The 21657-nt window shown below is 40.1% G+C and carries 24 protein-coding genes; 6 read left to right on the top strand and 18 right to left on the bottom strand.

The window, feature by feature from the left end:
* Nucleotides 1–66 precede the first annotated feature (66 nt).
* The 8 genes from HMPREF2780_RS10760 to uvrA form a co-directional block, all read right to left on the bottom strand.
* On the bottom strand, nucleotides 67–924 hold the full coding sequence (locus tag HMPREF2780_RS10760) for a 5'-nucleotidase, lipoprotein e(P4) family (RefSeq protein ID WP_008809843.1): 858 nt from the start codon (nucleotides 922–924) through the stop codon (nucleotides 67–69).
* 218 nt (nucleotides 925–1142) lie between these two features.
* The gene (gene nusB / locus HMPREF2780_RS10755) at nucleotides 1143–1568 is read right to left on the bottom strand and encodes a transcription antitermination factor NusB (protein WP_045504424.1); all 426 of its coding nucleotides are present in this window, start codon (nucleotides 1566–1568) and stop codon (nucleotides 1143–1145) included.
* On the bottom strand, nucleotides 1561–1950 hold the full coding sequence (locus HMPREF2780_RS10750; protein WP_008809845.1) for an Asp23/Gls24 family envelope stress response protein: 390 nt from the start codon (nucleotides 1948–1950) through the stop codon (nucleotides 1561–1563). The genes nusB and HMPREF2780_RS10750 overlap by 8 nt, the downstream gene beginning before the upstream one ends.
* Nucleotides 1951–1969: 19 nt before the next feature.
* Nucleotides 1970–2530 (bottom strand): elongation factor P, encoded by a 561-nt coding sequence (efp, locus tag HMPREF2780_RS10745; RefSeq protein ID WP_009754238.1) that lies wholly within the window; start codon nucleotides 2528–2530, stop codon nucleotides 1970–1972.
* Between the two features lie 139 nt (nucleotides 2531–2669).
* Nucleotides 2670–3773 carry an SPFH domain-containing protein gene (locus HMPREF2780_RS10740; RefSeq protein WP_105026610.1) on the bottom strand — a complete coding sequence of 368 codons (1104 nt, stop codon included), beginning with the start codon at nucleotides 3771–3773 and terminating at the stop codon, nucleotides 2670–2672.
* Nucleotides 3774–3781: 8 nt separating this feature from the next.
* A complete protein-coding gene (locus HMPREF2780_RS10735; RefSeq protein ID WP_053794342.1) occupies nucleotides 3782–4714 on the bottom strand; it encodes a Tim44 domain-containing protein in 933 nt (310 codons plus the stop codon).
* A 50-nt stretch (nucleotides 4715–4764) separates the two neighbouring features.
* A complete protein-coding gene (locus HMPREF2780_RS10730) occupies nucleotides 4765–5826 on the bottom strand; it encodes a M24 family metallopeptidase (protein WP_105026609.1) in 1062 nt (353 codons plus the stop codon).
* 151 nt (nucleotides 5827–5977) lie between these two features.
* Nucleotides 5978–8809, bottom strand: coding sequence for an excinuclease ABC subunit UvrA (gene uvrA, locus HMPREF2780_RS10725; protein WP_105026608.1), 2832 nt, complete (start codon nucleotides 8807–8809; stop codon nucleotides 5978–5980).
* Between the two features lie 129 nt (nucleotides 8810–8938).
* Here uvrA and HMPREF2780_RS10720 point away from each other — a divergent pair, with 129 nt between their 5' ends.
* Nucleotides 8939–9883 (top strand): magnesium transporter CorA family protein, encoded by a 945-nt coding sequence (locus tag HMPREF2780_RS10720; RefSeq protein WP_008809852.1) that lies wholly within the window; start codon nucleotides 8939–8941, stop codon nucleotides 9881–9883.
* 18 nt (nucleotides 9884–9901) lie between these two features.
* Nucleotides 9902–10576: a DUF1129 domain-containing protein gene (locus HMPREF2780_RS10715; protein ID WP_061597028.1), complete on the top strand. Its 675-nt coding sequence runs from the start codon at nucleotides 9902–9904 to the stop codon at nucleotides 10574–10576.
* A gap of 36 nt (nucleotides 10577–10612) precedes the next feature.
* On the opposite strand, the gene HMPREF2780_RS10710 is transcribed toward HMPREF2780_RS10715, so the two are convergent.
* From HMPREF2780_RS10710 to HMPREF2780_RS10700, 3 genes are all read right to left on the bottom strand, one after another.
* A complete protein-coding gene (locus HMPREF2780_RS10710) occupies nucleotides 10613–11122 on the bottom strand; it encodes a GNAT family N-acetyltransferase (protein WP_105026607.1) in 510 nt (169 codons plus the stop codon).
* Nucleotides 11123–11319: 197 nt separating this feature from the next.
* Nucleotides 11320–12339 (bottom strand): hypothetical protein, encoded by a 1020-nt coding sequence (locus HMPREF2780_RS10705; protein ID WP_105026606.1) that lies wholly within the window; start codon nucleotides 12337–12339, stop codon nucleotides 11320–11322.
* Nucleotides 12340–14010 carry a hypothetical protein gene (locus tag HMPREF2780_RS10700; RefSeq protein ID WP_233994397.1) on the bottom strand — a complete coding sequence of 557 codons (1671 nt, stop codon included), beginning with the start codon at nucleotides 14008–14010 and terminating at the stop codon, nucleotides 12340–12342. It lies immediately after the preceding gene.
* 119 nt (nucleotides 14011–14129) lie between these two features.
* Here HMPREF2780_RS10700 and HMPREF2780_RS10695 point away from each other — a divergent pair, with 119 nt between their 5' ends.
* The 3 genes from HMPREF2780_RS10695 to HMPREF2780_RS10685 are packed head-to-tail and all read left to right on the top strand — an operon-like array spanning nucleotide 14130 to nucleotide 16385.
* Nucleotides 14130–15128 carry a hypothetical protein gene (locus HMPREF2780_RS10695; RefSeq protein WP_105026604.1) on the top strand — a complete coding sequence of 333 codons (999 nt, stop codon included), beginning with the start codon at nucleotides 14130–14132 and terminating at the stop codon, nucleotides 15126–15128.
* Nucleotides 15100–15915, top strand: a complete 816-nt coding sequence (locus tag HMPREF2780_RS10690; RefSeq protein ID WP_105026603.1) for a hypothetical protein — start codon at nucleotides 15100–15102, stop codon at nucleotides 15913–15915. The genes HMPREF2780_RS10695 and HMPREF2780_RS10690 overlap by 29 nt, the downstream gene beginning before the upstream one ends.
* A gap of 2 nt (nucleotides 15916–15917) precedes the next feature.
* Nucleotides 15918–16385, top strand: a complete 468-nt coding sequence (locus tag HMPREF2780_RS10685) for a hypothetical protein (RefSeq protein WP_105026602.1) — start codon at nucleotides 15918–15920, stop codon at nucleotides 16383–16385.
* Between the two features lie 121 nt (nucleotides 16386–16506).
* On the opposite strand, the gene HMPREF2780_RS10680 is transcribed toward HMPREF2780_RS10685, so the two are convergent.
* From HMPREF2780_RS10680 to rpsF, 7 genes are all read right to left on the bottom strand, one after another.
* A complete protein-coding gene (locus tag HMPREF2780_RS10680; protein WP_048777241.1) occupies nucleotides 16507–16701 on the bottom strand; it encodes a DUF1648 domain-containing protein in 195 nt (64 codons plus the stop codon).
* Complete coding sequence (locus HMPREF2780_RS10675) at nucleotides 16701–18311, bottom strand: ABC transporter permease (RefSeq protein ID WP_105026601.1); 1611 nt, start codon at nucleotides 18309–18311, stop codon at nucleotides 16701–16703. Before HMPREF2780_RS10675 ends, HMPREF2780_RS10680 begins: the two co-directional genes overlap by 1 nt.
* A complete protein-coding gene (locus HMPREF2780_RS10670; RefSeq protein WP_105026600.1) occupies nucleotides 18238–18951 on the bottom strand; it encodes an ABC transporter ATP-binding protein in 714 nt (237 codons plus the stop codon). The genes HMPREF2780_RS10675 and HMPREF2780_RS10670 overlap by 74 nt, the downstream gene beginning before the upstream one ends.
* A gap of 140 nt (nucleotides 18952–19091) precedes the next feature.
* On the bottom strand, nucleotides 19092–19748 hold the full coding sequence (locus HMPREF2780_RS10665) for a TetR/AcrR family transcriptional regulator (RefSeq protein WP_199774065.1): 657 nt from the start codon (nucleotides 19746–19748) through the stop codon (nucleotides 19092–19094).
* A 53-nt stretch (nucleotides 19749–19801) separates the two neighbouring features.
* Nucleotides 19802–20041, bottom strand: a complete 240-nt coding sequence (rpsR, locus tag HMPREF2780_RS10660; protein WP_000068664.1) for a 30S ribosomal protein S18 — start codon at nucleotides 20039–20041, stop codon at nucleotides 19802–19804.
* Nucleotides 20042–20079: 38 nt separating this feature from the next.
* Nucleotides 20080–20571: a single-stranded DNA-binding protein gene (locus HMPREF2780_RS10655; protein WP_012130902.1), complete on the bottom strand. Its 492-nt coding sequence runs from the start codon at nucleotides 20569–20571 to the stop codon at nucleotides 20080–20082.
* 16 nt (nucleotides 20572–20587) lie between these two features.
* Nucleotides 20588–20878 carry a 30S ribosomal protein S6 gene (gene rpsF / locus HMPREF2780_RS10650; RefSeq protein WP_002896497.1) on the bottom strand — a complete coding sequence of 97 codons (291 nt, stop codon included), beginning with the start codon at nucleotides 20876–20878 and terminating at the stop codon, nucleotides 20588–20590.
* 212 nt (nucleotides 20879–21090) lie between these two features.
* On the opposite strand from rpsF, the gene folE reads away from it, so the two are divergent.
* Nucleotides 21091–21654: a GTP cyclohydrolase I FolE gene (gene folE / locus HMPREF2780_RS10645; RefSeq protein ID WP_008810025.1), complete on the top strand. Its 564-nt coding sequence runs from the start codon at nucleotides 21091–21093 to the stop codon at nucleotides 21652–21654.
* Nucleotides 21655–21657: the final 3 nt, after the last annotated feature.

Raw genomic sequence — 21657 nt, 5'->3', positions numbered from 1 at the left:
CAAAAAAAACAACCTCAAAAAAGGAGGTTGTCTTTTTTATGTCTAATCTTTCAAAAAACTCTCAGACTATTTATCAAAGCTTTCTAAGGCTTTTTCACGTTCTTCAACTTGACCCTTAGCGTCTAATTTTTCACCCTTGTAAACTGTGGATTCCCATGATCCATACATTGGATTAGGGAAGATGATGAATTTTTCACCAAATTCTTTTTGAAGTTCGTCCAATTTCTTGTCACGCTCTTCAGAAGATTTTTTGGAGAAGTCTGCAAAGTCAACTAAATTATCTCCAAATAGCATAACTAGATTTGTCGTTTCTTGAACCTTTTGGCGACGTCCTTCTTTTGACTTGACGCCTTCTTCCAAGAACATCAAATGGTCACGTCCCTGAACAGGAATGCCTTCTTTTTCTAGGTTCTTAATGGTTGCATCTACCTGACTAGCCGCACGGTCAGAAACATAGTAAATTTGTACACCATTTTCATTAGCAAATTGGAGGAATTCCTTTGCTCCTGGAACGGCTTTAGCCTCAGCCTTTTGGACCCAAACATCCCAATTTTCAGGTGTAAATGCTGTGCCATCTTTTACATTTTTCACTTGGTAAGGGCTGTTATCCAGTACAGTCTCATCCAAGTCTAAGACGATAGAATATGGTTTTTCTGTCGGTGTTTTTAATAATTCTTTCAGACGATTCGTTGCAACATTATAGCCTTGTAAATACAAAGCCTTGGTTTCAGCCGCCTTTTGATACCAAAGAGTAGACATGGTATTTTCTCTCGAACGAAGCTGTTCATAGGTCATCGAAATCTTATTATCCGATGTACTGCTCTCTGTTGTCTTATTTTCTGTTGGTTTCGGAGCACAGCTCGTCAGAATAATAACTGATGCCAATGCAGAAAAAATGGTTACGGTAGCTTTCGTTGCTTTCATAAAAAAACATCCTCCTAATATTAATCTAATAAAATTATAACGTTTTCATAATGATTGTCAAGAAAGACTCCTAGCTTAGCATCTAATAATTTGCTATTTTTTGAAGGACTAGCTTCACGTAAGGGTTTTGATCTTTTGTATTACTTCACCACTAGCTCCATCTGCATTCTTTTTAGATTCCTTACCGCAAAAAAGCCGAGATAAGAATCTCAGCTTTTTTATTCTTCTGTAACAAATTGACTCAAAATCCCATTGATAAACTTACTTGATTTTTCATCTGAGAATTTTTTCGCCAGCTCAATAGCCTCGTTAACTGCAACAAGCTGTGGTGTCTCGTCATATTCTAGTAGCTCATACAAACCTAAACGCAGAATATTTTTCTCTACCAGAGTCAAACGATCCAAGGTCCAACCAGCCTTCAAATACTGAGTAATCTTATCATCGAGCTCACTTTTGGATTGCATTACGCCATTAACTAGATTGAGCAAGAAGATCGGAAGTTCAACTTGTTCCTCTTCTTCCTTATCATGTAGATAAGCAAAGCGACAAGCTTCAACTATATCCCCATCATACTCCAGACTCATCAATGCCTGAAATGCGCGCTCACGTAAATCACGTCTTGAGTCTACCATTACCTTACTCATTGAGGAAATCCTCGTCAAATAAATCAGCCATATCTGGTTTTGGAGATTTTTCTGGAACAATACCTGCAACATGGACATTAACAGCTGACAAACTTACATCTGCCATATCATGGACAGCACTTTTCACAGCCTTTTGAATAGCCATAGCAACGGTAGGAACCCCTACACCATACTCCAAGTACAGATAAATATCCACTGTTACATCGCCATTATCCGCAGTATGAAGATAGACCCCACGACTCAAAGAACGCTTAGCTAAGCTATCTGACATACTCTTGTTTGCAAAAGAGTGAACTCCGTCTACTTTTGCAGTTGCAATCGCAATGATTTTTTCCAAAACGCGTGGCGCAATAACAATTTCACCTAATTGTTCAGTTGCCATAGTGATTACCTCTTCTATATTATGCGCGAGAAACGTAAGTTCCTTCTGCAGTGTTGATGATCAATTTTTGTCCAACTTCAATAAAGTCTGGAACGTTAACGACAAGACCAGTTTCAAGAGTAGCTGGTTTACCAGAACCAGTTACAGTAGCACCCTTGATTGATGGTTGAGTTTCAGTTACAACTAATTCAACAGTTGTTGGCACTGTCACACCAATCACTTCGCTTCCATAGAACTGGATTTTTACGTCAGAGTTTTCAAGGATGTATTTCAATTCATCTTCAACATTGACTACTGGGATTTCATATTGGTCATAGGTTTCAGTATTCATGAAGTAAGCAGTGTCATCCATTTGGTACAAGTATTGAGCTGGAACAGTTTCAATAATAGCTTGCTCAAATTTTTCTTCTGGACGGTAGCTTGTATCAAAAGTTGAACCAGTACGGACGTCACGCAATTTCATACGCATGATCGTATTTCCTTTACCTGGTTTATGGTGGCTTGCTTCCAAAACGCGGATCAATTTGCCATCAGCTGTTTCAAAAGTCATACCAGCTTTCAATTTACTTGCTTCAATCATGTGATTTTTACCTCTTTAATAAATAGTTTACTCTTTATTGTACCATAAAGCCTGATAATTCTCAAATAACAATCAACTCCAATTGGTTGCAGTTACTAAATTTTCAGACTTGTTCACCATACCATACCGTACACTTACTTCAGTCTACTGGAACGATATTTCCTTCTTCATCTTTCTTGACATGGACATATTTCCCATCCACCTCAATATAAAATGTTTTTTCCTTGCCTTGAGAAGACGAAACTTGTTGTTGGAGTTCTCCACCTAAGGCTTGGCCAAGGTTCATCCCCATCAAAAGATTCATGCCGTTTCCGCCTTCGTTTTTGGCTGCAGCAATCAGAGCCTCATTACGCGCCCTGCGTTCTTCAATTTCAATCGTGTTGTATTTCATAGCCGCTAACTCACTATCAAGCTTGCGAACAGTCGCCATGCTATCTTCATCATAGCTTAGGTCTTCAAGGAGGACATTGGTTACTTCCAAACCATATAAGCTTGTCCAAGTTTGATTGACCTCTTGTTTTGCAAGTTCATTAAAGACTTCTTGATTAGCATTGAGGCTATAGATGTCCACTTGATTGACAGCAGTATACTTTGCGATGGCAACCGCAATCTTTGGTGGCAGATTTTGGCGTAGAGTCCCTTGTGCTACATCTTGCAAGGTAAATGGTTGATCCACCGTAATCTGACGACTTACAGAACTAATATAAAAGAGAACTGGATCCGCAATTTTGACATCATACAGCCCGTAAAATCTGATACTAAGCAGTTGTTGATAGCGTTCACTAAAGTATTCAACAGGGTTTTGAGTTCCAAATTTATTGCCTGTGAAAGGCTGGATCTTGAAATAAATAATTTCTTGTTGGGTCACAACTTGTCCACCAAATGAGAAGCGATTCTTAAAGTTTTCCCAAGTTCCTTTGATCCCACCTTTTTCTAGTAACCAAGCATTATCGCCAGCTTGCCATTCGTGGCTACCAGCTTCCAAAAGTTCTCCCAGAAAAGTTCCATTGTTGACCAATAAAGCTACATAGCCTTGAGGAACAATTACCAAAGAGCCATCCGTTAAAAGACCGGTATTTTGATTGCCGTGTCGAGATTGACCGTCTGGGTCTTTTGTCAAAAGAACACCTTTAACTGCCAAGGCTTCTGACGGAACTGACTCAGGCAGAACAACCGCTTCTTTAAACTTGCTATCACGAAAGCTACTGATGCCCCCAGAAAGGGCTGCTTTAATAAATCCCATACTATCTCCTATTTATAAAATTCAATTTCATCGACAACATCATAGGTGTCCAAGAGCCAATCTTGAGCTGTTCGTACCAAGGAAGCCTGACAGTATTCACACTTGGAAACAGAGTCAATCGTCAGAGGAGCCCCACAGTTTGGACAGTGGTCACTAAGAATATCAGTCTTCGTGACTTCTTCAGTTTTAGCATCATGCAGACGAATGAAGTTTAAGCGATAAACTGTAAATAAGTCCTTGGTTGGATCACCTTCGATAATCCGTCCTGTTTCATCGTCCCTGATATAATCCCTCATAGTCGATGACAGGATCACTTCCAGTCTATCATGACCTTGCGGATTTGGATAGAAGTCCTTAATCTTAGAATTTTCCACTCGTACACGTTCCAAGACATTGGTCGTTTTCGCTCGAATATGCTCCTGTAGCTGAGTGCTGTGCTGGTCATAGAGACTCGGACTTTCTAAGCCACGAACCGAAGCCCAATCTTTCTCGGTCCAGGCAGACTGAAGTCGAAGGTAGATTACCTTCACCTGTGACAAGAAACGCTCTTCATCAAAGTTTGGATCCTGTTGTTTCAGTTGTCTAATCGCTTCGAGATTATTCTGAATCGGCTTGCCGGCTCTTTCCTCAGTCGTTCTTTTTAATTCATTACTTGAAGAACTAGTGTCATCTGTACCTTTTACTAAATTATACAGTAAACCGATAACACCACCGATGACAACAACGGCAAAACTTCCCGAAGAACCCGAACCAGAGCCTGAGCTATAACTGCTCGAACCTCCAGACCAACTGTCACCTCCAGACCAACTGCTTCCGCCACCCGAATCAATCAAGCTGCTACCACCACTTTCAGAATTTCCCACACCAGCATCAACGGCAGGGGCTAAAAAGAAGAGTAGAACAAGAAAGATGGTCGCAAATACTAAAATACCTTTTTTCATAAGCCTCTTTTTATCCTTTAAATTAACAGGGTAAGAAAAGATTCTTTAATCTAAATAACAATCAATTCTTTTGGCGCAAGGGTTAGGACTTCACAGCCTGTTTCTGTAATGAGGAGATCGTCTTCGATGCGGACGCCGTATTTGCCGTCCAGATAAATACCTGGCTCATCGGTCAGGACCATGCCTGCCTCAATCGGCTCTTCTGACTTGCCAAAGTAAGGAATCTCATGGATATCCAGACCGATACCGTGGCCAATCCCGTGGCTAAAGTAAGGACCATAGCCAGCATCGTTAATAATCTGCCGCGGAATTCGGTCAAAATCAATCCGACTAAGCCCAGCCTTAGCAGCTTCTATCAGAGCTTGATTGCTACGCAGGACAATATCATAAATCTCCCGCTCTTCATCTGTCACCTGTCCCACATGAACAGTCCGCGTCATATCACTGACATAGTGGTTGTAGTAGCAGCCAAAGTCCATGGTCAGGGTTTCGCCATTTTGAATGACCTTGTCACTAGCCACACCGTGCGGCATAGCAGAGCGGTAGCCTGAAGCGATGATAAAGTCAAAAGAGGCACCTGAAGCACCTAGCTGACGCATCCGGGCATCTAAAAAGTTCATAACCGCTAGCTCTGTCGTCTCACCTGGCTTGATAAAGTCCAGTACATCTAGGAAGGCTTGATCTGAAATTTGGCAGGCCTTGCGAATGGTCGCGATTTCTTGCTCATCTTTAATCATGCGGAGATTCTCGATAAAACCGGTCATTGGCACCAGCTCATATCCTGAGAAAAGACTTTCTAGCATCTTGAAGTAAGCATAGGAAATCTCGTCATCAAAGCCAATTTTTTCCAGCTTGTCGTCCGCTATAATTTTAGCAATCTCACCCAGTGCATCTCGCGTTTCGACAATGTCAAAACCTTGGACAACTCCCTTGGCAATCAGAGTATAACGGGCATCTGTCAGAAAAATACGGCGTGTCTTACTGATGAAAACTGTCGCCTCTGTTCCACTAAAGCCGGTCAGATAGTATATATTTTTTAAATTGGTTACTAAGACAGCATCACATTCTGTCTGAGCCAATGCTGCTTCAAATTTTTCAACTCTTGCTAACATTTCATACCTCCACAAAATAGTTAAGCATATTATATCAAAAAACAAATAAAAGAGAAGTATTTTTATCAAGCAATATTTCGGCCGTATTACTCAGAAATTCCACATAACAAAAATCCCTGCCAACATGCAGACGACAAGGATTTATAAAATACTATTTTTGATGCAACTTCTCTTTCAGATACTGACCAGTATAGCTAGTTGGGTTTGCGGCGACCTCCTCTGGTGTACCAGTTGCAATAATCGTACCACCACCGACACCACCTTCTGGACCTAGGTCTATAATATGGTCAGCTGTCTTAATCACATCTAGATTGTGCTCAATAACTAAGACAGTATTTCCATCATCAACGAAACGATCCAGAACTTTTAGCAAGCGAGAGATATCCTCTGTATGCAGACCTGTCGTCGGTTCATCCAAGATATAGAGAGACTTGCCGGTCGATCTCTTATGAAGCTCACTAGCCAGCTTCATCCGCTGGGCTTCACCACCCGATAGAGTAGTCGCTGGCTGTCCTAAAGTAACATACCCTAGGCCCACATCTTTAATTGTTTGTAGCTTCCGATTGATCTTTGGAATATGTTTGAAGAAATCAACTGCATCATTGACTGTCATATCTAAGATTTGTGAGATATTCTTTTCCTTATAGTGTACTTCTAAGGTCTCACTGTTATAGCGTCTTCCATGACAGACTTCGCAAGGAACATAAACATCCGGTAAGAAATGCATTTCGATTTTGATGATACCGTCGCCCGAGCAGGCCTCACAACGGCCACCCTTCACGTTAAAACTAAAACGACCCTTCTTATAGCCACGAATCTTGGCTTCATTGGTTTGAGCAAAAAGATCCCGAATATCATCAAAAACTCCAGTGTAGGTGGCAGGGTTGGAGCGCGGTGTCCGACCAATTGGACTTTGATCAATATCGATTAAACGATCTATATAATCTACTCCAGAGATCGTTTTAAATTTTCCAGGCTTATCCGAATTACGATTGAGTCTTTGAGCCAAGGTCTTTTTTAGAATAGAGTTGACCAAGGTCGATTTGCCGGATCCCGAAACTCCCGTCACAGCTATAAACTTCCCAAGTGGGAAACGAGCTGTAATGTTTTGCAAATTATTTTCAGCCGCACCTGTAATTTCGATAAACCGCCCATTTCCTACACGACGTTCCAGTGGTACTGGTATTTCACGCTTGCCTGATAGGTACTGTCCAGTAATAGACTTCTTATTCTTAGCCACTTGTGCAGGAGTACCGGCTGCTACAATTTCACCACCAAAGACTCCTGCTCCCGGCCCGACATCAATCAGCCAGTCTGCCTCCCGCATGGTGTCCTCATCATGCTCAACCACGATGAGGGTATTTCCTAGGTCACGCATCTTCTTGAGACTGGCAATCAGGCGGTCATTGTCACGTTGGTGCAAGCCAATCGATGGTTCATCAAGAATATAGAGGACGCCACTCAGATTAGAACCAATCTGGGTCGCCAAGCGAATCCGCTGACTCTCGCCTCCTGATAAAGTTCCGGCAGAACGAGATAGGGTCAAGTAATTAAGACCAACGTTATTCAGGAAGGTTAGCCTGTCATGAATTTCTTTGAGAATAGGCCGCGCAATAGTCGCCTCGTTGTCTGTCAAGCTAAGCTTGTCCAACTGAAGCAAATGATCTGCAATGGACAAGTCTGAAATCTCACCAATATGCAAACCAGCTTCACCCCCAACCCTGACTGATAAGGCCTGAGGACTAAGACGATAGCCATGACACGCTACACAGGACAACTCATTCATATAGGTTCGCATCTGGGTCCGAGTATAGTCACTATTGGTCTCATGGTAGCGACGGTTGATATTGGTCACCACTCCCTCAAAAGGAATGTCAATATCTCGCACACCTCCGAATTCATTCTCATAGTGGAAATGGAATTCTCGTCCATCTGAGCCAAAGAAAATCAACTGCTTTTCTTCTTCACTTAGCTCTTCAAAAGGCTTGTCCATATCAACGCCAAAGGAGCTCATCGCCTGTTCTAGCATCTGCGGATAGTAGTTAGAAGAGATCGGATTCCAGGGCGCCAGTGCACCTTCTCGTAAAGTCATACTAGAATCTGGTACCACAAGATCTAGGTCTACTTCTAGTTTTACTCCCAAGCCATCACAGTCCGGACAAGAGCCAAAAGGCGCATTGAAAGAGAAAAGACGCGGCTCAAGTTCTGGCACTGTAAAGCCACAAACCGGACAGGCATAATGTTCAGAAAAGAGCAATTCTTTCCCATCCATGGTATCGATAACTACATAGCCCTCTGCAATCCGTAAAGCAGCTTCGACCGAATCAAAGAGGCGACTCCTCACTCCCTCTTTGATGACAATTCTGTCTACCACAACCTCAATGTCATGTTGCTTGCTCTTTGATAGGTCAGGAACTTCCGTCACATCGTAAATTTCACCATCCACGCGCACTCGGACGTAGCCGTCTTTCTGAATCTTATCAAAAACAGTCTTATGCTGGCCCTTTTTCTTGCGGATAACTGGCGCCAAAATCTGCAAGCGCTGGCGCTCTGGAAGCTCCAAGACTTGGTCTACAATCTGCTCAACAGAGGAAGCCGTAATAGCTCCGTGGCCGTTGACACAGTATGGCGTGCCAACACGGGCATAGAGCAAGCGCAAGTAGTCATTGATCTCAGTAACAGTTCCTACAGTTGAACGGGGGTTTTTACTAGTCGTCTTTTGATCGATGGAAATAGCCGGGCTAAGACCATCAATTGAGTCCACATCCGGCTTTTCCATATTACCTAAGAACTGCCGAGCATAGGCCGACAAACTCTCCACATAGCGACGTTGCCCCTCAGCATAGAGAGTGTCGAAAGCCAGACTGGACTTACCTGAACCGGATAATCCTGTCACCACAACCAGCTTGTCTCTAGGAATTTCTACATCAATATTTTTTAGATTATGAGCTCGCGCTCCATGGATCACAATTTTATCTTGCATCTTAACCTCATTTCACTTTGAACATTCTCTATTATATCAAAATTTTCTCTATTCTTTTGCTCCAAAAATCGTGAATTTATAGTATAATAGTACGGTGTCTAAAAAAACAATCTGGAAAGGGAAAAGAGCATGAAACAAGTCTTTTTATCTACTACGACCGAATTCAAAGAGATTGACTCCCTCGAATCGGGTACTTGGATCAATCTTGTCAATCCTTCCCAGAGCGAATCAGTTGAAATTGCCAATGCTTTCGGTATTGATATCACCGACTTACGTGCGCCACTCGATGCGGAAGAAATGTCCCGGGTAACGATCGAAGATGACTATACTTTGATTATCGTGGACGTTCCCATCACTGAAGAAAGAAACAACAAGACCTATTATGTCACTATTCCGCTTGGTATCATTCTGACGGAGGATGCCATTATCACCACCTGTTTGGAAAAGCTCCCCTTGTTGGATATCTTCATCCACCGTCGCCTGCGCAACTTCTACACCTTTATGAAGTCACGCTTTATCTTTCAGATTCTCTATCGTAATGCCGAGCTATATCTGACAGCCCTACGTTCTATTGACCGTAAGAGCGAGCAGATTGAAAGCCAGCTACACCAGTCTACGCGAAACGAAGAGTTGATTGAACTCATGGAGTTGGAAAAAACCATTGTCTACTTCAAGGCCTCTCTCAAAACCAATGAGCGCGTGATTAAAAAGCTGACCAGCGCCACTAGCAATATCAAAAAATACCTAGAGGATGAAGACTTGCTAGAAGACACCTTGATTGAGACCCAGCAGGCCATTGAGATGGCAGACATTTATGGAAATATCCTGCGTGGGATGACAGACACCTTTGCGTCCATTATTTCCAATAACCAGAACAACATTATGAAAACTCTGGCCTTGGTAACGGTCGTTATGTCCATTCCGACTATGATTTTTTCTGCCTATGGTATGAACTTTAAAAATAACGATATCCCACTCAATGGCGAACCTCATGCCTTTTGGATTATCATGTTTATCGCTTTTGCTATCAGCGGTTCTCTTACCGTTTACCTCATGCACAAAAAACTATTTTAATTGTTAGAAGGAAAGCCTATGTCACAAGTATCTATAGACAAACTTAGCAAGAAAAACCAAGAATTTATTCGCATTGCTACTCACCAGCTGATTGAAGCTGGGAAAACCGACGAGGAAATCAAAGTCCTCCTAGAGGGAATCATTCCTACCATCCTTGAAAACCAGTCCAAAGGAATCACTGCCCGTGGTCTCTACGGGGCCCCTACCGCTTGGGTCCAGCAATTAACCACTGCAGAGAAAAAAGCAGCTGAAAATCCTGCGCAAAATGACGATCCACGCCTCATGATTTTGGATTCTGCTCTTTTGATTTTCGGACTTTTATCCATTTTCCAAGGAGCAGTTAACTATTTTGCAAAAACACCGAATCCTTACGGATTTACTACCCTAGTTCTGGGCAGTCTAACAGGAGGTTTGGTTTTCTATTCACTCTACCACTTCATTTATCGCTACTATGAACCGGACCAAGAATACGGTACTAAACCACCTTTTTGGAAATCAGCCATTGTTATGAGTGGTGCTGTTCTACTTTGGTTGGTAGCCTTCACTCTTAGCGCCTTCCTACCAAGCTTCCTTAATCCGCAATTGCCAAACCTCCTTGTCATAATGATTGGTGGTCTTTCCTTAGTAGGACGCTGGTACCTCAAGAAAAAATTCAACATTAAAAGCGCCACAGCTAACCCGAGACGCTACTAATTTTTTGATTCCTAAGCTGATTTGCTTAGGATTTTTTTATTTTCTCTTTTTCGAAAAATATAGTACTAGGTCATCACTATTTTCACAAGGAGCATATGGGGCAAGGGCTTCATTGTTAAACCAAAGTCCCGAACCATCTGGAATATATCCTCTTTTAATATATAAGCGCTGTGCCGGCCCATATCCCTTATGTAATCCCACTCCCAAGGTAACCACATCTGAATATTTCAAGGCTTCTTGCTCTGCTTTTTCGATTAGAGCCGTGCCAATCCCCTGCCTTTGAAAGCTTTCAAAAACATTAAAATCAGTTAACTCCGGATAAAGACCTGCAAAAGGACCGTGATTTGCTAATGGAATGACTGTTATATAACCTGGCAAAAATCTGCCAACAAGAGCCACCAAAACTTGGCGTTCTCCCTCCTCTTGCTCTAGAAAATATTTGTGCAGAATATCTTTTCGCTCAGGCCATCCCTGCCCAACAAAAGCATTTGATAATCCTTCAATATCCTCAAAAAGCATCTTTCTGACGATTCGCTCTTCACCCATATCATACTCCTTATAACAGATTCTTATCTCATTTTAACACTTTAAAGAAAAATAAAAAACCCTGCAAAAAGCAGGGAATTACTTGGTCTTTTTTACGAAAGTCATCCTTGATCGCTATGAATACATTCTTTAAGTGTTATCGAGTGCATAAGCCTCTCTCAACCATGTCCGACCAACTTTGCTAGAAAAGAAGCAAGCTAGTTTTTACCTTTTTGGTATAGGTTTAGAAAATCTTGATAAGATTTTAAGAGATGATCCTTCTTATCAGACGAATACCAACCATCTAGTTTGATGTTAGTATAGAGATCGATTTCCCCTTCAGCAGCTAGAAGCTTTAGACTTTTTTCATAAGAATCATCGCCAGTTATCATTAAGCTCCATCCGGCACTAAATTTCTTTTCTATACCAGGTAATTCTTTACTTAATTTCAAACTCTTAATATTTAAATCCTCTCCTCCCTCGATGAGAGTAATATTCTGTGTTTTATTGGCCAAGACTAGTCCATAACGATTCAATTTATCATCTAGGTCAGTAGCTGAATAGATTGGTTGCTTCGAATGGGCTGTTAGAGGTTCGAAATAGTGATCCAGAGAAAAAGTCTGACCATTTTCAATATTCGCATAGAGAGTCTGGGTAAAGGAGCCACTACTTGAACTAGAATAGTAGCTTGCATTTGATCCACCTGGTAGATATACCTCAAAAGCAAAATAGAGCTGACTGTCTTGAGGATCTTGATACAGTTGGTGACTCACTTTCCCTGGAATAGCTTGAGGATGTAGCTTTTGAGCCAACTGGAGTAGGTCATAATCTTTGTAAGTCCCTTCAGCTTGGTTTAGAAGTCTAATTTTTAGGTGGTTATTCTTATTCTTATCTCTACTAAATTGCTGGTAACTATCGTAGTAAAAAGTTTTGTTGGGGTAATTCATCTCTTGTTGCAAGATATACTTGTCAGACAAGATGGCCAAATTAGGATTCTCGACCATATAGAGATTATCACCAAGCTTTTCTATCTTAAAAGTCGCATCCTTATCTGGCCTATTTTTACCAACCTCTTGCTGCTCAGTCTGACTTTGCTGAGAGTGTATAGTGTTTTTTTGTTTTTCAGCAACATAAGAAGCCAAAAATAGACCAATTGCAAATGCTAAAGTATAGCCACCAATATTCAAAAAGATTCTATTTTGAAATAGTTTTTTTATCTTTATAAGGATCTGACTCACTTATCTTTCCTCCGGAACTTTTACTCGACGAAGCTGACCATCTATAAGGACATAGATAATTCGTCCCGATTTTATCATTTTATCAGGGGTTAAATCATGAAAATTATTTATCTTAAACTGCAGAGGAACTAAAGCCTGGTTACCGTTTTGAACCATTACAGAAATTGATCCTGCCACAAGATTGTCATTAGTTTCGGCTTGACTAACCGTCATCTGTCCTACCTCAAGACTAAATATGGAGAAAATTCTATACAGAGGTCCCTGCTCCACAATCTCCTTAACGGTATTCATATACGATTCAGACAAAGGGCTACTAGGGTTATATTGAAGCCAATTAATATATTGCGGGCCGGCTGGATTAGACCGCTTAGATTCATCAATAAGAGTGCTGACGTCTTTTACAGTTTTTATTCCATAGCGTCTGGTTTTATCGAAACTAACTTGATTTAGCATCGTATTGGTAGAGCTAAGATCAGTCAGGCTTCCTAAGGCACTTATGTGGTCATATAGATCGAAATGCTGCGTGTAAACCGGACCTTTTTTGAAGTCAACGGTAACTACTTCTTCACTATCGATATCAAGTCCAATTGGGACAATCCCTTCCGCCCAATTGATTTTTCCTTCCTCCTGTACCTTCTTTATAAACAAGTCATAAGGAAGTGGAGTTTCAGGACTTTTCTTCTGTTTTACGATTTGTTCTGCTTCATACTCTTGTTTCTTTTGAGCAGACCAAAAAGGAGCTTCTCCTGGATAATTAAATAGTCTAGCAAAATCAGAGGCTTGTTGAGTGGAATCCTTAGTGTATTTAAACAGTGGATAGATAGCGAAACTACCTTTCTTAGCCATTTCGAGGGCATGAGGATATTCTTGGTAGAGATTGATTAGGTCTCCACCCTGATATGGTCTCATCATGATAACTTTTTCTTGATTTTGCTTTTCTTGGTTATCATAGGGATTTGTGTCTTTTTTAGCATCAACAATAAAGCTTAGACTCTTTAAACGGTCAGCAAAAATAGGATTACTTTGAGCAATTTTTAATTCACTATTATCGCTAGCAGTTAAGACATCTTCTTGTGCAGCTCCTATATAGTGAGCAATCCGACTCTTTGCCGTCTTTAAGTCAATAATCAGAGATGCTTTTTGAGGGCCACCATCAATCTCTTCTAGCTCTATTTCTATATAAGGAGCATCTGGAGATGAGTCAAGCACATCTAATCTCGCGGTACTCTTAATGTTATATTTTTTCTTTTCTTTAAGAAGAAGGGCTCGTACATCGACCTTCTTTAATGACTGAATCCCTTCATCCTCTTTGTAAATATCAATCTGATAAAAATATTCCGTGTTTTTTTTATCATAAAAAGCCTTCCCCTCGTCAGGATACGGATCCTCGGGGAGCTTGTAATTCTGTGCAACTAGATAGCCATCTTTCTCCTGGACTTCCCCAAACTTATCGATAGCCAGGGCAATATTTCCGATTTTCTGAAAGTCATTTACCTGACTAACACCTATTCGATATCGATCTTCTGACTCAGTCCGACTATGATTCTTGCTAATCCCTTCCCTTTTTGCAGGTTCAGGACTAATCGTCGGATAATAGATCAGATAGGTTACTAGCGCTAGAAAAAAGAAACTAGATATTTTAATGATTTTTTTGAAACGTGTTTGATCCATATTCGCTTCCCTAATAAAAATATAATAATACCATTCTATCATACTTTTCTTCCACTTTTAGCAGAAATCTTACCAAAAAATGATATAATAGTGCATAATCTATCTTAAAGGAGTATAGGATGAAGAAGCTAGAGAATTTCTCTTGGCAAATGTGGCAAATTTATGCTTTAGCAGCGCTGGTCGTTTTTATTGTCGGTGGTGCTTGTTCTTTCTTTTTTGTAAAAGAAGCTACTTATGTAGTTAAAGAACGAAATTATGTTTATAAAGGGAAGAATCTGCGTTTAACGAATTATGTAACAATTGGAGAGAATGAGCCTGAATTTCCTATGATAGCCCTCTCTTTTAAGGAAGACGATAATGAACGGGGCTCATCTATTTTTGCCGTAGGTCGGAAATATCTAGCAGTTCAAGATTCCAAGCAATATGATGGCACACTGAAAAAGAAGGATAAGGAAGAATACTTCCGAATTCGTTATTACCAACTAGGACAAGAAAAAGGAGAAGGTCAAACGATTGATGCCTTAAAGCTTGTTCAAGATATGGGATATGTATCTATAAATGGCGAATTAGATAATCAGATGTATTCTGATGGAAAAGATGACTATGTAAAAATCCAGATAGACTACGATAACGAAATTTATATCAATCTGACTAATAAAAAGGCAACAAAAAAACGCCCCAAAGAGACGATCCGATTCGGCTATGGAGGAATCTATCGTGCACTCTCAGATCCATCATTTATTACTGAGGCATACAGTGATGACGAGAGTAATATACATAGTTACGGACCTTGGTTTAAGTATGAAAAAGAAGATAAAGACTCAATTTCAACTGGCAATTCTTCCGACAAGAATCATAGTAGCAGTAATGTTAAAACGGAGGATAACATAACACTTGCAACACTTAAGAAGTATGGTTATTTATTAGTTTTAAAAGAAAATATGACCTTAGATGATAGTGAAACTCTGACAAAGATTTTATATCCTGATGCCTCCTATTTTCACTGGACCATTAGGAGCAGATATACAAAAACTGGCCGGGAAGAGTATGTAGAAACAGATCAAGAGTTCAAGCAAGTAATCAAGGAGGATGCTATTGAAAAAGATATTGAAGATTAATTCTGACAAGTGGAAAAGTATACTTGTCCTTGTGTGCTTTCTAGCACTCTTGTTCCTGTTTTTCTATAAGAATCTAGAGGCCAATCTCAAGGGTTTTTATGCTAATCGGAATTTCCCTGGAGAGATTAAGATTACAGGCTTCTCCTGGGCTGAAGAAAGAACTGGCATTGATGTTAATTTTACTTATACTGAAAAAATTAACGGCAAGAACATTTCTCTGCCCTTGAAAAAATCCGTACGCTTTAAACAATTAGTCATGCCTTATTATGATAAAATAGATTTATCTGATAGATACAACCCTATATCTGAGTTAGGGACGGCTTATGATGAATCTATCAGAGTTTATTTACCAATGATTGAAAAAATCCTGGAAATCAATCCCGAACGGACCAAGTTGGAAGAGTCTTTAACAAGAAAATTAAATCAAGCTCCAGATCTAAGTGGAGCATCAGCTAAGTTAAGAAGCACCCTATCTGATCAAGCTAATTTTGTTAGAGGTGAAACTTGGTATAGCGATCGCATTGAAAATGCTACTAAAAATAAACATTCTATCCTCGAGGAATTGTACGATTTTTCATTAAATCATGCCTTGTCGCAAGGAGCTGTCTATGTCCAAATTATCTTGCCCAAAGGAGTCGACAGAGAAGATATCCACCTAAGAGACCAAATCCAACAGTTGTTAGAACAATTAAGCCTGCCAGATGGAGCCTACGTCTTAGGGACGATTGATGAAGCAAGAGGTGATTTTGTCGTAGTTGAGCAAGGAAAAATTAGAGAAAGGAGATAGGGATGTCAGAGAATAAAGAAAGGGTTAAAGTAAGTTTCCCTTGGCAAATCGGATTATTAGTTGCACTTTACTTAGTTATTGCTAGCATGCCTTTTTTACACGATAAAACATCACAATTTTATCTATTCCAAAATAACAATCCTATTTTTGGTGGAAAAGAATTTGCAGATCTGAACAATTCCTATTTTAAGAATTCCTTTATTTTTCTATCTGTTCTTCCTGCCCTAGCCGTTTTATTGAAATTCATTTTAAAAAACAAAGGCTATCCTTTTCTAGCAAGTTTACAATCTTTTCTATTTTTTATAGCTAGTTTTGTCTTAATGGTTTACACAATGTTCTCCATCACCATACAAAGAGATATTTATAAGCTTGATTGGGGATATTACTTCTGCCAAATAATTTTTCTAATTTTTATCTTTAATGATCTAAGCTTTCTAAGAGCATGGGTAAAAAAGATACCATCAACTTAATTGCAAAGAATAAAAGAAAAAGAACCATTTATGAACCGTATAGAAAGCTATATTCAGTTCATAAGTGGTTTTTTGATGGTCACACCTAGCTTCTCTTAGAAATTGTTTACTGACCTCTTTTTTATTTGCTTCGGAAATATTTCCAATAAAGAGAGTAGGGAATGGGCAAACTGAGAATCAACCAAAAGCGGTTGACAACAATGTCCGCCTTTCCTGCACTGTTAAAATGAATGGGAACCCGCTCTGGCATCAGGCAGATAATCAGAAATAAGATTACTGCCAAGAGAAACAAAACGAATAAATCTTTCTTTTTCATTAGCCATGGACCTCCTTAAAATATCCCTGCTTTATTAAATGCCTATAAAGGACGACTGCCAAAAGCAAAAGTCCAAGAGCTGAGATTCGCAACGAAATCTCCAAGTCCATACCAAATAGTAAGGATAAGCAAAGAGGGAACACAAGAACCAAGATGCCAATTCCTCCAGACAAGATAGCTGAAAAACTTTGCTTAATAACAATCATTTCATTGTCCCAGATGAACTTAGGAAAATGAAAATTGACCACAAGTCCCTGAAGAGCTGTAAATAGAGAATAAGCCAGTGAAATAAGGACCAAGTCCACTACTTGCAAGACTCCTAGCGAGAAACGCCAGGCCAGAACAGGCAAGCCCAGCAACAAGGCCGCGAAATGTAAAGACACTGTCAAGGCTAGCTTTGCCATCATTATTTGCCTCATAGAAACCGGGAGTGTCTGAAGTATCCAAATCTCTTCACCCTCTAAGGAAATACTGACGGCTGCAGGATTGGAAATGCTGAGACAGCCAGCTAGTAATAAAGGTAAAAATTCTCGGCTATCGCTGAGTCCTATCGAAGAAAAGAGGACATCAGGACCCATAAAACAAAGCGAGATGGCTAAAACGATGATTAAAATGGTTCCTAGTCCACTATTGAGCATATAAAGATAGGAACTCATAAAATTCGTAATTTCCCTACTATAGAGAGCCATAAAGGGTGACTTCTGGCAACTCCTATAAGCTTTTTTTTCTGAGCTCATCCCTGTTATTATCTGATTCATTTTTAAATAATTTCTACTTAAATACCTTAGAAAAAGTCCTGTCAGCGCAAACGATATAAACATCAGCAGAAGACTTGCCCACCAAAAATGCTGAGGGTTAAAAAACAAGCTTGCCGGAGGATAGAGAGAAGTCAGCTGCTTGGTAAGCAATAGACCAACATTTTCCACTGACATTCCGGCTCTCATAGCCCACATACTGCCTGTTGACAGCCCCAAAAGCAAGAGGAGGGAAAAAAGGAAGGCAACTAGATTTTTATGAGGGGCCTTTGAGGTTATATAGGCAACGCACAAGCCAAGTAAAGATGCTAAACAGATAGGTAAAAGAGGAATAAATCCCATTAAAAGCAGATAAAGAAGCAACTCCAACAAGGACGCACTATATCCAAACCAAACGAGGCCTGCTGGGAGCATGAGAAGAATGGCAAACACACTGTTCAAAAGATAAAGAAAAGCATATTTCTCACAGACAATCTCTCTAATACTGAGTGGCAATACGATGAGCCTATCAAGTTCCTCTTGGTCAAACAAGATGCCATTTGACTGCATCAGACTGAAAAAGAAAATAATAAAACTAACCAAGGCAATCATATAGGCTGGAATCAAATTTGCCTGCCCCAACTTGACCAAACTCAAAGCCGTCAAAAGATTATAGCCTGAAAATAGCAAAACAAGCAAGAAGAGCAGACCAAGCTTAAAATACCTGCCCAATCCTCGTCCTGTCCTTAAATCATTAAGCGAAAATGTGCTGTATAATTGTACTTTTAAAAGTAAAAGAATATTAGTCATCTTCCTGTAACTCCATAAATACTTGTTCCAAACTAGATGTCCCCTTAACTTCAGAGGTCCTTCCATTAGCCACCAAACGTCCCTTTTGCAGAATTGCTACCTTATTGCAGAGTTCTTCCGCTACCTCTAAAACATGAGTGGAAAAGAAAATCGCATGCCCTTGACTGGCTAGCTCTCTCATGATCTGCTTAAAATAATATGCGCCTTTCGGATCCAAACCGACAAAAGGTTCATCTAAAATCAACAATTCTGGCTCATGCAAGAGGGCCGCTATTAGTGCCAATCGCTGCTTCATTCCATGTGAATAAGCTGATATCAACTGATCCAAAGACGTATCCAGCTCAAACATTTTAGAATACTTTTCTATAGCCGCTTGCCTTTTTTCCAAAGAAACCCTATAAACGTCTGCTACAAAATCCAAAAACTGCCTTGCTGTCAGATTTTTATAAAGGTCTGGGTTATCCGGCAGAAACGCCATCTTTTTCTTACAAAGCAAGGGTTCCTTCCTGATAGAGTGCCCACAGATATAAATCTCTCCTTTATCAAAATCATGAATCCCCACAATCGCCTTAATGGTGGATGTCTTACCTGCTCCGTTGGCGCCGATGAATCCATAAATATCCCCAGGCTCCACCATCAGACTAAGATCATTCACAGCCTTTTTACCGTTGCTATATACTTTTGTTAAATGTTCTATTTTTAACATGAATTTCTCCTTTTATTTAAACTGACATTTTGTCAGTTTTGGCGTAAAATTTTTTATAATTTAGATTAAGAGATTGAAGGCTCAAACTGACATTTTGTCAGTTGTGTTTCTAAATAAAAGGCAGAAAACTGCCGATTATTCTAAAAAATAGATTCTTCTAATCCTAAGGTTTTTTCTAATATCGCCTGGAAGCTGGTGAGATAATCCTGCAAAGTCTCTGGCTTTTCATTACTCATCTTAATATCATTTGACACAAAGACGTAGGCAGTCATGAGAAAAGAAGCCGTTTCATGTGGATATTTTAAATGAAAATCTCCGGATTTCTGTCCTTCCTCCAAGATATGAGTGAAGAAAACAATCATCCGTTCACAGAGTCTATGATAAAAGCGATCTAAAACATAGCGATTGGTCTCCAAATTGACGGTTTCCTGCAAGACTTGATTTTCCTGTGTTCTGCTTTCCTCTGGGATAAGGGTCGCCTCAATAAAGGCTCTGATTTTTTCCTTGGCCCCAACATTTGGCTGATAGCTAATCTTTTCTAGCTTTCTCAGCAAGGGCTCAGAGTTCTTTTCAATAAGACAGTAGAGAATGTCTTCCTTATCCTTAAAATGATAGTAAAGCAGACCTCGTGAGATTCCAAGCTTATCAATAATATCTTGAGTTCTAGTCTTTAGATAGCCTTTTTGGGCAAAGAGCTGTAAGGCTGCAGACATAATCTCTGCTCTCCGTACCTCTACTTCCTTGACATCACGCATGATTTCTGCCTCCTTGTGGTCAGTATAGCACCTAACTGACATTTTGTCAATGATGAAACAAAAAAACAGCAGGTCAGAGCCTGCTGTTAATCAAATTAGTCTTCATTTACGAAAGGCATCAAAGCCATTACGCGAGCGCGTTTGATAGCTGTTGTTACTTTACGTTGGTTTTTAGCTGAAGTTCCTGTTACACGACGAGGAAGGATTTTCCCACGTTCTGAAACGAAACGGCTAAGAAGCTCAGTATCTTTGTAATCAACATATTCAATTTTGTTCGCTGCGATATAATCAACTTTTTTACGGCGTTTGAATCCGCCACGACGTTGTTGAGCCATGTGTTTTCTCCTTTATATTATAGTTCTAGTTTGTCCAATTAAAATGGCAGATCATCATCCGAGATATCCATTGGATTTGAGTTACCAAATGGATTCTCATCACGAGAAAAGTTCGGTACTTGGTGAGACGAGTCAGCGCCTCCGAAGCTTGGTGCTGCATTACCGCCAAAGTTATTTGGAGTATAACCTCCAGACTGGCCTTCACGGCTTGTACGACTTTCCAATAGTTGGAAGTTATCTGCAACGACCTCAGTGACGTAGACACGTTGACCTTGCTGATTTTCATAATTACGAGTCTGAATACGACCTGTAATTCCGACTAGAGCACCTTTTTTAGCCCAATTAGCAAGATTTTCTGCCTGCTGACGCCAAATGACAACATTGATAAAGTCTGCTTCTCTTTCACCATTATGGTTTTTAAAATTACGATTAACAGCTAATGTAAATGTTGCAACCGCTTGGTTTTGCGGAGTATAGCGAAGTTCAGCATCGCGGGTCATGCGACCTACAAGTACAACATTATTTATCATGAATCTACCTTCTTAATTAAGCGTCAAGTTTGACGATCATGTGACGAAGAATGTCAGCGTTGATTTTTGAAAGACGGTCAAACTCTTTAAGAGCTGCATCGTCGTTTGCTTCAACGTTAACGATGTGGTAAAGTCCTTCACGGAAATCTTGGATTTCGTATGCAAGACGACGTTTTTCCCAATCTTTTGATTCAACAACAGTTGCACCGTTGTCGGTCAAGATAGAGTCAAAGCGTGCTACCAAAGCGTTTTTAGCTTCTTCTTCAATGTTTGGACGAATAATATAAAGAATTTCGTATTTAGCCATTGATTTTTCCTCCTTTTGGTCTAATGACCCCAAGACTTTGCAAGGGGTAAGTGAGGTTTTCTCACGAATAACTATTATACTAGATTCTCCATGAAATAGCAAGAGAATTCTTTAAAACTTCATGAACGAGATATTCTGATACTGCTCAAGTATTTGACGGCCCTGTTCCTTTCCGATATAATAGGACTAGTTTGACTGATGAGGAGTTTTTTATGTCTGATTTTGAAAAATTGCAAGAGACTGTTTACCAACTATTAAAATTGGTTGGGGAAAATCCTGACCGTGAGGGGTTGCTCGATACACCAAAGCGAGTAGCTAAAATGTATCAGGAAGTATTTTCTGGACTTGGTCGAGATCCTAAGGATGAATTTACTGCTGTATTTTCGGAAGGTCATGAAGAAGTCGTTCTTGTAAAAGATATTCCATTTCATTCTATGTGTGAACATCATCTCTTACCTTTTTATGGTGTTGCTCATGTCGCCTACCTACCAAGCAATGGCAAAGTCACCGGGCTGAGCAAATTAGCCCGTGCAGTTGAAGTGGCTAGCAAACGTCCTCAACTACAAGAACGCCTTACTGCCCAAATTGCAACGGCCTTAGATGAAGCTTTGTCACCCGAGGGTGTATTTGTCATGGTTGAAGCTGAACATATGTGCATGACTATGCGAGGAATCAAAAAACCTGGTAGTAAGACTGTCACGACTGTTGCAAAAGGAATTTACAAAGAAAATGTTCATCAGAGACAGGAAATCTTGTCCATGATTCATCACGACTAATTC

This window comes from Streptococcus sp. HMSC062B01, assembly GCF_001811085.1.
Classification (GTDB): domain Bacteria; phylum Bacillota; class Bacilli; order Lactobacillales; family Streptococcaceae; genus Streptococcus; species Streptococcus gordonii.
The sequence above is the reverse complement of the archived record's forward strand: the minus strand, read 5'-3'. Positions and strand labels throughout refer to the sequence as shown.